Source organism: Streptomyces sp. NPDC088812 (genome assembly GCF_044750285.1).
Taxonomy (GTDB): domain Bacteria; phylum Actinomycetota; class Actinomycetes; order Streptomycetales; family Streptomycetaceae; genus Streptomyces.
On sequence record NZ_JBIVJP010000002.1, the window covers coordinates 24,539 to 37,796 of the forward strand.

Consider the following 13,258-nt stretch of genomic DNA (forward strand, 5'->3'; position numbering starts at 1 on the left):
CCGGCCGTTCGTCACGCCTCACCCCACCCGCCCACCCGATGAATCACCCCATAACCGCACGACACGGTTCGCGTCTTTATCTGCGCCCTACTTCCGTTACACAACCGACGGACAGCCGAGGGGTGGCCGCGGGCTGCCCCGGACAGTGCCGTGACAACACCTCCGTAGCGTCGTTCGCGTGCCCGGCAGCGGCACACGGGCACAGACCAGAAGCGGGGAAACCGGCGGCGCCGGCCGACCGGCACGGGGACACGGAGGCGGTTGATCATGGCGCAGGGCGAGGTGCTCGAGTTCGAGGAGTACGTCCGCACCCGGCAGGACGCGCTGCTGCGCAGCGCCCGTCGGCTGGTGCCGGACCCGGTCGAGGCGCAGGACCTGCTCCAGACCGCGCTGGCCCGGACGTACGGGCGTTGGGAGGGCATCGCGGACAAGCGGCTCGCCGACGCCTATCTGCGCCGAGTCATGATCAACACCCGGACGGAGTGGTGGCGGGCCCGGAGGCTGGAGGAAGTGCCCACCGAGCAGCTGCCGGACGCCTCCGTGAACGACTCCACCGAACAGCACGCGGACCGCGCCCTTCTGATGGACGTGCTGAAGGTGCTCGCTCCCAAGCAGCGCAGCGTCGTCGTCCTGCGGCACTGGGAGCAGATGTCCACGGAGGAGACGGCGGCCGCCCTCGGCATGTCGGCCGGAACGGTCAAGAGCACGCTGCACCGGGCACTCGCCCGGCTCCGCGAGGAGTTGGAAGCCCGCGATCTCGACGCACGCGCGCTGGAGCGTGAGGAGCGGGAGCGTTGCGCGGCGGCCTGACCGAGGCCCGGCCCACCACACCGGTCCGGGGCACCGTCCAGGCGGCGACCACGGCGGCGGCCGTACTCGCCGCCCTCGCCCTTGTGGTCTCCGCGTGCGCCGCCGGCGGTACCGGCGCCCGTGACGAGGGGCCGGCCCGCGGCGACGCGGTCGCCGGCGCCGCCACGGCCTCCCCGTCGGCCGCTCCCACCGAAGCCTCCGACCGGGTGGACGCGGTGCGGCTCGTCAGGGAGGACCCCGTGGTCTCGGCGGAGGTCAAGCGCGAGCTGAAGCCGTGCGCCGGCGACGAGTACCCGGTCGACGTGTCCTACGGCGCTCTCACCGGCGGCTCCGGCAACGACATCGTCGTGAACGTACTGACCTGCGGTGACGCCATCGGCGTCGGCTCCTACGTGTACCGGAAGCGCGACGGCCGCTATGAGAACGTGTTCAAGGCCGAGGAGTCCCCGGTGTACGCGGAGCTGGACCGCGGCGCCCTGGTGGTCACCAAGCAGGTGTACGAGAAGGGCGACCCGGTCTCCAGCCCGTCCGGCGAGAACGTGACGACCTACCGCTGGGCCACGGACCGCTTCGTCGAGGAGTACAGCTGGCACAACGACTACAGCAGCGTCGTCGGCGGGGACGGCTCGACGGAGTCCGAGGGGGGATGAGCCCCGGCCGGCGTGGGCTGAGCCCTGCCGGGGGCCGGGGGCCCGGGGCCGGTGGCCCGGTGGCCCGGGGGCCCGAGGCCGGGGCCAGGGGCCGGGGCCGGGGGCCAGGGCCAGGGGCCGGGGCCAGGGGCCGGGGCCAGGGCCGGGAGAAAAAATCTCCCGTCGCGTGAACCGTTCGGGCCGCCCGGTCCGATGAACCAGTGAACGACAAAGCCGAGCTGCCGACAGACGTACGGCCGACACCCACGAGGACTGAGAGCACCGGGATGGCAGACCAGACCCACGTCCTGTTCGTCGAGGACGACGATGTCATCCGCGAGGCCACCCAGCTCGCCCTGGAGCGGGACGGCTTCGCGGTCACCGCGATGCCCGACGGCCTGTCAGGCCTGGAGGCGTTCCGGGCCGACCGCCCGGACATCGCGCTGTTGGACGTCATGGTGCCCGGCCTGGACGGCGTCAGCCTGTGCCGGCGCATCCGCGACGAGTCCACCGTGCCGGTGATCATGCTTTCCGCGCGCGCCGACTCCATCGACGTCGTCCTCGGTCTGGAGGCCGGTGCCGACGACTACGTGACCAAGCCGTTCGACGGAGCCGTCCTGGTCGCCCGCATCCGCGCCGTCCTGCGCCGCTTCGGGCACGCGGGCGGCGGTGACCGCACCGAGCCCGGCGGCTCTGCCACGGGCGGGGTGCTGACCTTCGGCGAGCTGGCGGTCGACACCGAGGGGATGGAGGTGCGCCGGGCCGGACGGCCGGTGGCCCTCACCCCGACCGAGATGCGTCTGCTGCTGGAGTTCTCCTCGGCCCCGGGCACGGTCCTGTCGCGGGACAGGCTGCTGGAACGTGTCTGGGACTACGGCTGGGGAGGCGACACCCGGGTCGTGGACGTCCATGTGCAGCGCCTGCGGACCAAGATCGGCCAGGACCGCATCGAGACGGTCCGCGGCTTCGGCTACAAACTGAAGGCCTGAGCGGGACGGGGGATGCGGGGGATGCGGGGAATGTTGCGGCACCTGGTTCCGGCCCGCGTGGGGCGCGCGGGCATCCGCACCGGCCTGCGGTGGAAGCCGAGCGCGGGCATCCGCACCGGCCTGCGGTGGAAGCTGAGCGCGGCCATCGCGCTGGTCGGCGCGCTGGTGGCGGTCGCGCTCAGCCTGGTCGTGCACAACGCGGCCCGGGTGTCCATGCTGGACAACGCACGCGACCTCGCCGACGAACGCGTCCAGATCGCCCAGCGCAACTACGACGTGTCCGGCCGCGCCAACTTCCCCAGCATCGAGATCGACGACCCCCGTCTGCCGTCGGAGCTGCGGGAGAAGGTCGAGGAGGGGCGACGGGCGACGTTCGTCTCCGAGCACGCGGCGGGCGGCGCGCCGAGCATCTGGGCGGCCGTGCCGCTCAAGGGCGGCCATGTGCTCTCCCTCCACACCGGATTCACCGACCGCAGCACGGACATCCTCAAGGACCTCGACCAGGCCCTGGTGATCGGCTCCATCGCCGTCGTCCTGGGCGGCAGCGCGCTCGGTGTGCTCATCGGGGGGCAGCTGTCCCGCCGGCTGCGCAAGGCGGCGGCCGCCGCCAACCAGGTCGCCAAGGGCGAGACGGACGTCCGGGTGCGGGACGCCATCGGCGGGGTCGTCCGGGACGAGACCGACGACCTGGCGCGGGCGGTCGACGCCATGGCGGACGCCCTCCAGCAGCGGCTGGAGGCCGAGCGCAGGGTCACCGCCGACATCGCTCACGAGCTGCGCACGCCCGTGACGGGTCTGCTCACCGCCGCCGAGCTGCTGCCTCCCGGCCGGCCCACGGAACTGGTCCTGGACCGGGCCCAGGCCATGCGCACCCTCGTCGAGGACGTGCTGGAGGTGGCCCGCCTCGACGGTGCCTCGGAGCGCGCGGAGTTGCAGGACGTCCTGCTGGGCGAGTTCGTCACCCGGCGCGTCACGGCCAAGGATCCCGCGGTCGAGGTCCACGTGGTGCACGAGTCGATGGTGACCACCGATCCCCGGCGTCTGGAGCGCGTGCTGTTCAACCTGCTCGCCAACGCCGGCCGGCACGGCAGACCGCCCGTCCGGGTCACCGTGGAGGGCCGGGTCATCCGGGTCCGCGACCACGGCCCCGGCTTCCCCGAGGACCTGCTCGCCGAGGGCCCGAGCCGCTTCCGCACCGGCAGCAGCGACCGCGCCGGCCATGGCCACGGGCTCGGTCTGACCATCGCCGCGGGCCAGGCCCGCGTCCTGGGCGCCCGGCTCACCTTCCGCAACGTACGACTCGCCGGGGCGCCGGAGCACATACCCGCCGACGGCGCCGTCGCCGTCCTGTGGCTGCCGGAACACGCGCCGACGAACACGGGGAGCTACCCGATGCTGCCGATGTCCGGGCAGTAGACCGCTGTCCGGCCGGTACTGCCCCATGGCCCCGGCCGATACGGTCCCGTGGCCCCAGCCGGTACGGCCCCATGGCCCCATGGCCCCATGGCCCCAGCCGATACGGTCCCATGGCCCCGGCCGATACAGTCCCGTGGCCCCGGCCGTAGCGGTCCCATGCGCGGGGCCTAACCGGCCCGACGGCTCCGGCGATCCCGGCGCCCGTGGGCGACTCCGGCCGTCCCTCGACTCCGGCCACCCCGCGGCCCCGGGCGGCTCCCGCGATCCCGGACAGCTCCAGCGGTTCCGGCGCCGCCGGGCGGCTCCGGTGGCGCGTATGCCCCAGGGCGAGCACGGCGTGCACCGGCTTGGGCGGCCTCGCCCTCCGTCGCGGCCCCGGCTGCTCCTACGACGGGAAAGGCCCCCTGAAGCGGTCACCCGCCGGAGGCCTCCGGTGAGACCGGGACCGGTGCCGCGCCGCCCGTCGGCGCGGGCGGCGCGGCACCGGTCCCGTCGTGTCATCCGGTCAGACGGACTCCGCCACCGGCGTCTTCGGGGCGGCGGCCTCGTCCGCGGCCCCCTCCGGCTTCGGGCCGGTTCCCCGCAGCGGAACCTCCTTGACGAAGAAGGCCGCCACCAGCGCGATCACAGCCACCACCGAGCCGAGGAGGAACGCCGCGTGGGTTCCGTCGGAGACCGCGTACTGGTAGGCCTCCCGGGCCGCCGCCGGAAGCTTGGCGAGGCTGGCCGCGTCCAGTTGCGCGGACTGCTCGGTGACCGCGGAGCCCAGCGCGCCGGCCCGCTCGGCCATGGCGTCCTGGACCCGGCTGTTGAACAGCGCGCCCATGATCGCGACACCGAAGGAGGAGCCGAGCGTACGGAAGAGGGTGGTCGACGAGGAGGCGACCCCCATGTCCTTCATCTCCACGCTGTTCTGCGCGACCAGCATGGTGATCTGCATCAGACAGCCCATGCCAAGACCCACGACGGCCATGAACACGCCGGAGGTGAGCCGGGAGGTCCCGGTGTCCATCGTGGACAGCAGGTACAGCCCGACGATCATCAGGGCGCCGCCGACGATGGGGAAGATCTTGTAGCGGCCGCTGTTGGTGGTGATGCGGCCCGCGACGATCGAGGTCACGAGCATCGCGCCGAGCATCGGCAGGAGCAGCAGCCCGGAGTTGGTCGCGGACGCGCCCTGCACGGACTGCTGGTACAGCGGCAGGAAGAGGGTGGCGCCGAACATCACGAAGCCGGTGATGAAGCCGATGAGGGACATCAGCGTGAAGTTGCGGCTGCGGAAGATGTGCAGCGGCACGATCGGCTCGGTGGCCCTGGTCTGCCAGAACACGAACCCGACCAGCGCGGCGACACCGATGCCGATCAGCTCCATGATCCGCGCGGAGCCCCAGGCGTACTCCGTGCCGCCCCAGGTGGTGACGAGCACGATGGCCGTGATGCCGATGGTCAGCAGCGCGGCGCCCAGGTAGTCGATGCGGGCCTGGGACCGCTTCCTCGGCAGGTGGAGGACGGCGGTGATGAGGCCCAGGGCCACGATGCCGAGCGGCAGGTTGATGTAGAAGGCCCAGCGCCAGCCCCAGTGGTCGGTGATGGTGCCTCCGACGAGCGGACCGCCGATCATCGCGATCGCCATCACTCCGGCCATCATGCCCTGGTACCTGCCGCGCTCCCGCGGCGGGACCAGGTCACCGATGATCGCCATGACGCCGACCATCAGTCCGCCGGCACCCAGGCCCTGAACGGCGCGGAACGCGATCAGCTGCCCCATGTCCTGGGCCATACCGCTCAACGCCGACCCGATCAGGAAGATCACGATCGAGCTCAGGAAGGCACCCTTGCGCCCGTACATGTCGCCGAGCTTGCCCCAGATCGGGGTGGAGGCGGCGGTCGCGAGGGTGTACGACGTGACCACCCACGACAGGTGCTCCAGGCCTCCGAGCTCGCCCACGATCGTCGGCATCGCCGTACCCACGATCATGTTGTCGAGCATCGCGAGCATCATCGTGATCATGAGCGCGAGCATGACGACCCGTACGCTCTTCGGTTCTCGCGCAGTCGGCGTGACGCCGGCGCCCGTCTGTTTGCTTGGTGTGTCCGCCATCGTTCCCACTCCCCCAGGACGCTTACTTACTTGCCGCCCGGCTAGTTCACTACACTGGGAAAGTAGACCCCTAACTAGCCGGGCGTCAAGTAAGTTCCAGCCCGGGGCGGCGGGTAAATTTTTCTTACCGAGTCGCGGGCGAGTGTCGCGGGAGCGCGAGGAGTACGAGGATGGACGTCACCATGGACGGCACCAGGCAGCAGCGCCGAGGCAACACCCGCCAGCGCATTCAGGACGTGGCCCTTGAACTCTTCGCCGAGCAGGGGTACGAGAAGACCTCGCTGCGCGAGATCGCCGAGCGCCTGTCGGTCACGAAGGCGGCCCTCTACTACCACTTCAAGACCAAGGAAGAGATCGTCGTCAGCATCTTCACGGATCTGACGAAACCGATCGAGGACCTGATCGAGTGGGGCAAGGCACAGCCGCACACCCTCGAGACCAAGCGGGAACTCGTCCGCCGCTACAGCCAGGCCCTCAACAAGGCCGTCCCCCTCTTCCGGTTCATGCAGGAGAACCAGGCGACCGTGCGGGAGCTGCAGATCGGGGAGTCCTTCAAGGACCGTATGGGCAGTCTGCGCGACATCATCATCGACCCGGACGCCCCCCTGGCCGACCAGGTCCGCTGCGTGAGCGCGATCTTCACGCTGCACGCCGGCATGTTCTTCCTCCAGGACATCGAAGGCGACCCCGAGGACAAGCGCGAAGCCGTCCTCGAGGTCGCCATCGATCTGGTCACCCAGGCCCACCAGGGCACGCGGCCCTAGGGCAGCGCCCTCTCGGGTCAGACGCTGAGACCCTTGGCCCGCAGGAACGCGACCGGGTCGACCGCCGAGCCGTAGTTGGGGGTCGTACGGATCTCGAAGTGCAGGTGCGGGCCGCTGGAGTTGCCGGTGTTGCCGGACAGGGCGATGCGCTGGCCGGTCTTGACGATCTGGCCGACCTTCACCTCGATGCGCGACAGGTGGGCGTACTGGGAGTACGTGCCGTTGCCGTGCTTGATGACGATGGCGTTGCCGTAGGCGGGGCCGTCGCCGGCGCCGTTGCCGCCGGCCTTGACCACGGTGCCGCCGTGCGCGGCCACGACCTTGGTGCCGCTCGGGACGGCGAAGTCCTGCCCGCTGTGGGTGGACTGCCACATGGCGCCGTTCTGGTGGAAGCTGGCGGACTTGGTGTACTTCGCGACCGGCTTGACCCAGCCGGTGGAGGCGGCCGCCTTCACCGCCGCGGACTGGACGGCGGGCTGAGCGGCGGGCTGGACAGCGGACGCCACTCCACTCCCCAGGACGACCGAGGCGCCGAGGGCGGCGGCCCCGACCGCCACGCGGGTGCGGAACTGGGACGTACGGGAAGAACGGAACGTGACGCGCTGGAACATCGAAACCTCATGGCAGCCGGGGGCAGAGAAAACCACCCGACGGACGTCCGCCGGATGGGCCATTCCTTGGTAACCCACGGACCCAGAAAGCCTCAAACGTGTGATCTACGACGGAATCTAGTAGATCGCCGTGAACGCGTGCACTTCTTGACAGTTAGCACCTTGCCCCCACTTCCCCCAATTCCGCCCATATCACCCGCTGTAGATGCGGCGTTCTGCACCTTTAGCACGTTTTGCCGGATTCGCCTGGTCCACTAATCCGGCTAGTAACGGACAAATCGCCTGTGCGGCACGTCACCAGCCACCCGCCCCAAGGGACTTCGGAATGTGACGGGGGCTACTCGGTCACTACTCCCCTTCCTTTTCCGCGAGTTGTGACCCGCACCACGATCACGCGCTCAAGGCTGTGACCGGGCTCTCAGGATGCACTACCGTCCAGTAACCCGCTGGTTCCCCTCAAGCCATCACCTTCGATGAGCATGCTCACGACACCCGTAGCGCCATGGACGCGAGAGGACCCCCCACCATGAGCAGAGGCAGCTGGACGCGCCACATCGCCCTGACCGCCGCGGCCACGGCCGCCGTCACCGCGATGGCCGTCCCGGCAACGGCCGCGGCCGACACCACGGCCGGGTCGGCAGCGGCCGCCGCCGCGGTGGCCGTGGACTACGACACCTGGCAGGCGGACTGCCAGGCCGTGATGGACCAGGCCCTGCCCTACCTGAAGCAGCGCATCGCCGCCCCGGTACCGGGCGAGAAGCAGGCGATCGTCTTCGACGTGGACAACACCACCCTGGAGACCGACTTCGGCTTCAGCTACCCCCAGCCGGCCAACGCCCCCGTCCTCGACGTCGCCGAGTACGCGCAGGAGCACGGCGTCGCGCTGTTCTTCGTCACGGCCCGCCCCGGGATCATCGCCTCGGTGACCGACTACAACCTCAGGCACGTCGGCTACCAGGTCTCCGGTCTCCATGTCCGCGGCCTCCTGGACCTCTTCCAGGACGTCGCCGACTACAAGACCGCCCAGCGCGTCGACATCGAGGCCGAGGGCTACACGATCATCGCGAACATCGGCAACAGCGCCACCGACCTGTCCGGCGGCCACGCCGAGAAGACGTTCAAGCTGCCCGACTACGACGGGCAGCTGTCGTAGCCGACGACGAACGTTTGGCACCCGGGGCACGCGTAAGGGGCCGGTGCTCGTGAGAGCACCGGCCCCTTACAACAGGTCCGTCGGGTTCCGTCAGGTCCGTCGGGCGAACTCCGGGACGGTCACGCGTCCTTGCTCAGGTTCGGCCCGGCACCGCCGGCCGCCTGCTCGATCGGCGGGACGTCCGGCAGGGCCGACTTCTCCTCACCCCGGAAGGTGAAGGTCTTGGTCTCGCCCTCGCCCTCGGTGTCCACGACCACGATGTGACCGGGGCGCAGCTCGCCGAAGAGGATCTTCTCCGAGAGCGTGTCCTCGATCTCGCGCTGGATGGTGCGGCGCAGCGGACGCGCACCCAGCACGGGGTCGTAACCCTTCTTGGACAGCAGCTCCTTGGCGGACTGGGAGAGCTCGATGCCCATGTCCCGGTCCTTCAGGCGCTCGTCGACCTTGCTGATCATCAGGTCGACGATCCGCAGGATGTCCGCCTGCGTCAGCTGCGGGAACACGACGACGTCGTCGACACGGTTGAGGAACTCGGGCCGGAAGTGCTGCTTCAGCTCGTCCGAGACCTTGTTCTTCATGCGCTCGTAGTTGGTCTTCGTGTCGCCCGCGGCCGCGAAGCCGAGGTTGAAGCCCTTGGAGATGTCCCGGGTGCCGAGGTTGGTCGTCATGATGATGACCGTGTTCTTGAAGTCCACGACCCGGCCCTGGGAGTCGGTCAGCCGACCGTCCTCCAGGATCTGCAGCAGCGAGTTGAAGATGTCCGGGTGGGCCTTCTCGACCTCGTCGAAGAGGACGACGGAGAACGGCTTGCGGCGGACCTTCTCGGTCAGCTGGCCGCCCTCTTCGTAGCCCACGTATCCGGGCGGGGAACCGAAGAGACGCGACACCGTGTGCTTCTCGCTGAACTCCGACATGTCGAGGGAGATCAGCGCGTCCTCGTCGCCGAAGAGGAACTCGGCGAGCGCCTTGGACAGCTCGGTCTTACCGACACCGGACGGGCCGGCGAAGATGAACGAACCACCGGGGCGCTTCGGGTCCTTCAGACCGGCGCGGGTACGGCGGATCGCCTTCGACAGCGCCTTGACGGCGTCGACCTGGCCGATGACCCGCTTGTGGAGCTCGTCCTCCATGCGGAGCAGGCGGCTGGACTCCTCCTCGGTCAGCTTGAAGACCGGGATGCCCGTCGCCGTGGCGAGGACCTCGGCGATCAGCTCGCCGTCGACCTCGGCGACGACGTCCATGTCGCCGGCCTTCCACTCCTTCTCCCGCTTGGCCTTGGCGGCCAGGAGCTGCTTCTCCTTGTCGCGGAGGGAGGCGGCCTTCTCGAAGTCCTGCGAGTCGATCGCGGACTCCTTGTCGCGGCGGACGCCGGCGATCTTCTCGTCGAACTCGCGCAGGTCCGGCGGAGCGGTCATCCGGCGGATGCGCATCCGGGAACCGGCCTCGTCGATCAGGTCGATCGCCTTGTCCGGCAGGAAGCGGTCCGAGATGTACCGGTCGGCCAGGGTGGCGGCCTGGACCAGTGCCTCGTCGGTGATGGAGACGCGGTGGTGGGCCTCGTAGCGGTCGCGCAGGCCCTTGAGGATCTCGATGGTGTGCGGCAGGGACGGCTCGGCGACCTGGATGGGCTGGAAGCGGCGCTCCAGGGCCGCGTCCTTCTCCAGGTGCTTGCGGTACTCGTCCAGCGTGGTCGCACCGATGGTCTGGAGCTCACCGCGGGCCAGCATCGGCTTCAGGATGGAGGCCGCGTCGATGGCGCCCTCGGCGGCACCCGCACCGACCAGCGTGTGGAGCTCGTCGATGAACAGGATGATGTCGCCGCGGGTGCGGATCTCCTTGAGCACCTTCTTCAGGCGCTCCTCGAAGTCACCGCGGTAGCGGGAGCCGGCGACCAGCGCGCCGAGGTCCAGGGTGTAGAGGTGCTTGTCCTTGAGGGTCTCGGGCACCTCGCCCTTGACGATGGCCTGGGCGAGGCCTTCGACGACGGCGGTCTTGCCGACGCCGGGCTCACCGATCAGAACCGGGTTGTTCTTGGTGCGTCGGGACAGCACCTGCATGACCCGCTCGATCTCCTTCTCGCGCCCGATGACCGGGTCGAGCTTGGACTCACGAGCGGCCTGGGTGAGGTTCCGGCCGAACTGGTCGAGGACCAGGGACGTCGAGGGCGTGCCCTCGGCAGGCCCGCCGGCGGTGGCGGTCTCCTTGCCCTGGTAGCCGGAGAGCAGCTGGATGACCTGCTGCCGCACCCGGTTGAGATCTGCGCCCAGCTTGACCAGGACCTGGGCGGCGACGCCCTCGCCCTCGCGGATCAGGCCGAGCAGGATGTGCTCCGTGCCGATGTAGTTGTGACCCAGCTGAAGCGCCTCGCGGAGCGACAGCTCCAGGACCTTCTTGGCACGGGGGGTGAAGGGGATGTGGCCCGAGGGAGCCTGCTGGCCCTGGCCGATGATCTCCTCCACCTGCTGGCGGACCGCCTCGAGCGAAATCCCGAGGCTCTCAAGGGCCTTGGCGGCGACACCCTCACCCTCGTGGATCAGGCCCAGGAGGATGTGCTCGGTGCCGATGTAGTTGTGGTTGAGCATCCGGGCTTCTTCCTGAGCCAGGACGACAACCCGCCGCGCGCGGTCGGTGAACCTCTCGAACATCGTTAATCGCTCCTCAGAGCGGTCAGGCAGTGGGGGGAACTTCCCCTCCCTGTCCTTCCGCAGCTTAGTCCCGCAAGCGGGGACCGCTCATTCCAACTGCCGACACCGTCGATGGCCTCCTGACCCCGAACGCCGACATCTGCTCCAACCCGATGGTGCGAGACGATGTTCCCGCAGGCCAGACAGTTACCCCCTTCGCCAGTACGCCGATGGCGAACGTGAGACGTCCCGGCCTGCGTGTCGACCCCTCCCACTAGGGATGTCTTACCCGCTGCGACTGACAGTCCATGCCGCGTGCACCGGTTCCCTCCGCTATGGGCGAACAACCTCACGCCCCCCGGCGTCCCCGCGCGCCCCCGGTTTCGGCACGCTGGGCATCCGGATGAATACCCAGCGTAACTCGCGGGCGTTCCGGACGGTTGCGCTGGGCATGGTTGGCTCAGTCCTCTCGGACGCCCTCCGGTTCGATACGGCCGATATGGCCGGCACCTCCGCCTCCGATATGGCCGGCACCTCCGATACCGCCCATACCGCTGATGCGACCGCCCGTCTCCGCGGCTGGTACGAGAACGATCTGGGGTGGGCGACGGTGCCCGGGACGCCCGTGCGGCTTGCGGTCGGCGTGCGCTTCGACGTCCTGGAGGTACCGGCCGAGGCGGGTCACGCGGCTCTGCGGCGCCTGGCGCCGAGCTCTCCCGTGGCCGTCGGGGGGGAGTGGATGCGGCTCCTGGTGGCCGCGGGCAGCACGGAGGAGCTGCCGGGGATCCTTCAGTGGCTCGACTGGGGGGTGCTGCCGCTGGAGCTTCGGGCGATCGGCGCGGGCGGCCTCATCGAGGCGCCCCTGCCCCGGGGCGCGGAGTCCGCCGGGACTGCGCAGGGGGCCGCCCTGTGGGTACGGCCCCCCGTGGCCGGGCGTGAGCTCGAGGCCTCATTGGCGACGGTGTCGGCCCTGGGGGGCGGTGGGGGCGCCCCCGATCTGGTGCGGTGGGTGGACACGCTGGCGACGCAGTGTCACCGTGTCCGGCTGCGGCGCGCCTGCGCTCAGCCGTTGGCCTTCTCGTAAGCCTCGCGAATGGACGCGGGAACACGGCCACGGTCGTTGACCTCGTAACCGTTCTCCTTCGCCCATGCGCGGATCTGCGCGGTGTCCTGGCTGCCACCGGAAGCGGCACGCGTCTTTCCGCGTCCGCCCGAAGCGCGGCCACCGGTACGACGGCCACCCTTCACATAGGGGTCGAGAAGGCCGCGCAGCTTGTCCGCATTGGCCGTCGTGAGATCGATCTCGTAGGTCTTGCCGTCCAGCGCGAACGTAACGGTCTCGTCCGCCTCGCCGCCGTCGAGGTCGTCGACAAGAAGGACCTGAACCTTCTGTGCCACCGGATTTCCTTTCATCGATAACGTGAGGGCCGGGGCTCTGCGGCGTGCGCCGTTTCGCCGCCCCTGTTATATGCAGTACTGCAGTACGTCGGAAAGCAAACCGCTTTTGCTGGAAAAACACAAACCCCCGGCAGAGGCCTGCGGCCCGCCCACCGTCCGGAAAGATACGCGTTTCGGACATAGGGCACCCGGGCAACGGCGTCCGGCCCGGAATGGACTGGACGATCACAGATGCAGAAGCATCCGGCTGTTGCCCAAGGTGTTCGGTTTCACTCGTTCGAGTCCGAGGAACTCGGCGACGCCCTCGTCATAGGAACGCAACAGCTCCGCGTAGACATCGGTGTCGACCGGCGTCTCGCCGATCTCCACGAAGCCGTGCTTGCTGAAGAAGTCGACTTCGAAGGTCAGGCAGAAAACGCGGCGAACGCCCAGCCAGCGGGCGGTGTGCAGCAACTTCTCCAACAACTGGTGACCCACGCCGGCGCCCTTCAGGCCGGGCTTCACCGCGAGAGTGCGGACTTCCGCGAGGTCTTCCCACATCACGTGCAGGGCGCCGCAGCCGACGACCTCGGCGTTGTCGTCCCGTTCGGCGACCCAGAACTCCTGGATGTCCTCGTAAAGCGTCACCGTCGCTTTGTCGAGCAGGATGCGGTCGCGGACGTACGCGTCAAGGAGACGGCGGACGACGGGGACATCGCTGGTCCGGGCCCGGCGGACGGTGATGGCTTTAGCGCTGACTTCGGGGCTCCGTGCTGACATGTGC

General features: G+C 69.5%; 12 protein-coding genes. 7 read left to right on the forward strand and 5 right to left on the reverse strand.

Annotation, left to right across the window (positions count from 1 at the left end; genetic code table 11):
* The first annotated feature begins 267 nt into the window (after window positions 1-267).
* The 4 genes from ACIP67_RS03760 (at window position 268) to cseC (ending at window position 3,844) form a co-directional block, all read left to right on the forward strand.
* On the forward strand, window positions 268-810 hold the full coding sequence (locus tag ACIP67_RS03760; RefSeq protein WP_389524854.1) for a SigE family RNA polymerase sigma factor: 543 nt from the start codon (window positions 268-270) through the stop codon (window positions 808-810).
* Entirely contained in the window at window positions 795-1,460 is a 666-nt protein-coding gene (locus ACIP67_RS03765) for a hypothetical protein (protein WP_401686883.1), read from the forward strand. Before ACIP67_RS03760 ends, ACIP67_RS03765 begins: the two co-directional genes overlap by 16 nt.
* 266 nt (window positions 1,461-1,726) lie before the next feature.
* Window positions 1,727-2,428 (forward strand): two-component system response regulator CseB, encoded by a 702-nt coding sequence (gene cseB / locus ACIP67_RS03770; RefSeq protein WP_389524859.1) that lies wholly within the window; start codon window positions 1,727-1,729, stop codon window positions 2,426-2,428.
* 21 nt (window positions 2,429-2,449) lie between these two features.
* The gene (gene cseC / locus ACIP67_RS03775) at window positions 2,450-3,844 is read left to right on the forward strand and encodes a two-component system sensor histidine kinase CseC (RefSeq protein ID WP_401686887.1); all 1,395 of its coding nucleotides are present in this window, start codon (window positions 2,450-2,452) and stop codon (window positions 3,842-3,844) included.
* A gap of 505 nt (window positions 3,845-4,349) precedes the next feature.
* Here cseC and ACIP67_RS03780 read toward each other — a convergent pair.
* The gene (locus ACIP67_RS03780) at window positions 4,350-5,945 is read right to left on the reverse strand and encodes an MDR family MFS transporter (protein WP_401686890.1); all 1,596 of its coding nucleotides are present in this window, start codon (window positions 5,943-5,945) and stop codon (window positions 4,350-4,352) included.
* Between the two features lie 170 nt (window positions 5,946-6,115).
* Between ACIP67_RS03780 and ACIP67_RS03785 the strand changes: the two genes are divergently transcribed.
* Window positions 6,116-6,709, forward strand: a complete 594-nt coding sequence (locus ACIP67_RS03785) for a TetR/AcrR family transcriptional regulator (protein ID WP_401686892.1) — start codon at window positions 6,116-6,118, stop codon at window positions 6,707-6,709.
* Window positions 6,710-6,726: 17 nt separating this feature from the next.
* Here ACIP67_RS03785 and ACIP67_RS03790 read toward each other — a convergent pair whose 3' ends face one another.
* Window positions 6,727-7,320: a M23 family metallopeptidase gene (locus tag ACIP67_RS03790; protein ID WP_401686895.1), complete on the reverse strand. Its 594-nt coding sequence runs from the start codon at window positions 7,318-7,320 to the stop codon at window positions 6,727-6,729.
* A 526-nt stretch (window positions 7,321-7,846) separates the two neighbouring features.
* Here ACIP67_RS03790 and ACIP67_RS03795 point away from each other — a divergent pair.
* On the forward strand, window positions 7,847-8,473 hold the full coding sequence (locus ACIP67_RS03795) for an HAD family acid phosphatase (RefSeq protein ID WP_401686897.1): 627 nt from the start codon (window positions 7,847-7,849) through the stop codon (window positions 8,471-8,473).
* Between the two features lie 119 nt (window positions 8,474-8,592).
* Here ACIP67_RS03795 and ACIP67_RS03800 read toward each other — a convergent pair whose 3' ends face one another.
* Window positions 8,593-11,118, reverse strand: coding sequence for an ATP-dependent Clp protease ATP-binding subunit (locus ACIP67_RS03800; RefSeq protein WP_401686900.1), 2,526 nt, complete (start codon window positions 11,116-11,118; stop codon window positions 8,593-8,595).
* A gap of 478 nt (window positions 11,119-11,596) precedes the next feature.
* Here ACIP67_RS03800 and ACIP67_RS03805 point away from each other — a divergent pair, with 478 nt between their 5' ends.
* Window positions 11,597-12,181 carry an SCO3374 family protein gene (locus ACIP67_RS03805; protein ID WP_401686903.1) on the forward strand — a complete coding sequence of 195 codons (585 nt, stop codon included), beginning with the start codon at window positions 11,597-11,599 and terminating at the stop codon, window positions 12,179-12,181.
* On the opposite strand, the gene ACIP67_RS03810 is transcribed toward ACIP67_RS03805, so the two are convergent.
* On the reverse strand, window positions 12,160-12,495 hold the full coding sequence (locus ACIP67_RS03810; protein WP_385065922.1) for an Lsr2 family protein: 336 nt from the start codon (window positions 12,493-12,495) through the stop codon (window positions 12,160-12,162). The genes ACIP67_RS03805 and ACIP67_RS03810 overlap by 22 nt on opposite strands.
* Window positions 12,496-12,720: 225 nt before the next feature.
* Window positions 12,721-13,254, reverse strand: a complete 534-nt coding sequence (locus tag ACIP67_RS03815; RefSeq protein WP_385065924.1) for an amino-acid N-acetyltransferase — start codon at window positions 13,252-13,254, stop codon at window positions 12,721-12,723.
* Window positions 13,255-13,258 lie beyond the last annotated feature (4 nt).

What these genes read in the sequence shown, in the direction of transcription:
- ACIP67_RS03795 (WP_401686897.1), top strand. Translation starts at nt 7,847, where the DNA reads ATGAGCAGAGGCAGCTGGACGCGCCACATCGCCCTGACCGCCGCGGCC.
- cseC (WP_401686887.1), top strand. Translation starts at nt 2,450, where the DNA reads ATGCGGGGAATGTTGCGGCACCTGGTTCCGGCCCGCGTGGGGCGCGCG.
- ACIP67_RS03760 (WP_389524854.1), top strand. Translation starts at nt 268, where the DNA reads ATGGCGCAGGGCGAGGTGCTCGAGTTCGAGGAGTACGTCCGCACCCGG.
- ACIP67_RS03790 (WP_401686895.1), bottom strand. Translation starts at nt 7,320, where the DNA reads ATGTTCCAGCGCGTCACGTTCCGTTCTTCCCGTACGTCCCAGTTCCGC.
- ACIP67_RS03805 (WP_401686903.1), top strand. Translation starts at nt 11,597, where the DNA reads ATGGCCGGCACCTCCGCCTCCGATATGGCCGGCACCTCCGATACCGCC.
- ACIP67_RS03785 (WP_401686892.1), top strand. Translation starts at nt 6,116, where the DNA reads ATGGACGTCACCATGGACGGCACCAGGCAGCAGCGCCGAGGCAACACC.
- ACIP67_RS03800 (WP_401686900.1), bottom strand. Translation starts at nt 11,118, where the DNA reads ATGTTCGAGAGGTTCACCGACCGCGCGCGGCGGGTTGTCGTCCTGGCT.
- ACIP67_RS03780 (WP_401686890.1), bottom strand. Translation starts at nt 5,945, where the DNA reads ATGGCGGACACACCAAGCAAACAGACGGGCGCCGGCGTCACGCCGACT.
- ACIP67_RS03815 (WP_385065924.1), bottom strand. Translation starts at nt 13,254, where the DNA reads ATGTCAGCACGGAGCCCCGAAGTCAGCGCTAAAGCCATCACCGTCCGC.
- cseB (WP_389524859.1), top strand. Translation starts at nt 1,727, where the DNA reads ATGGCAGACCAGACCCACGTCCTGTTCGTCGAGGACGACGATGTCATC.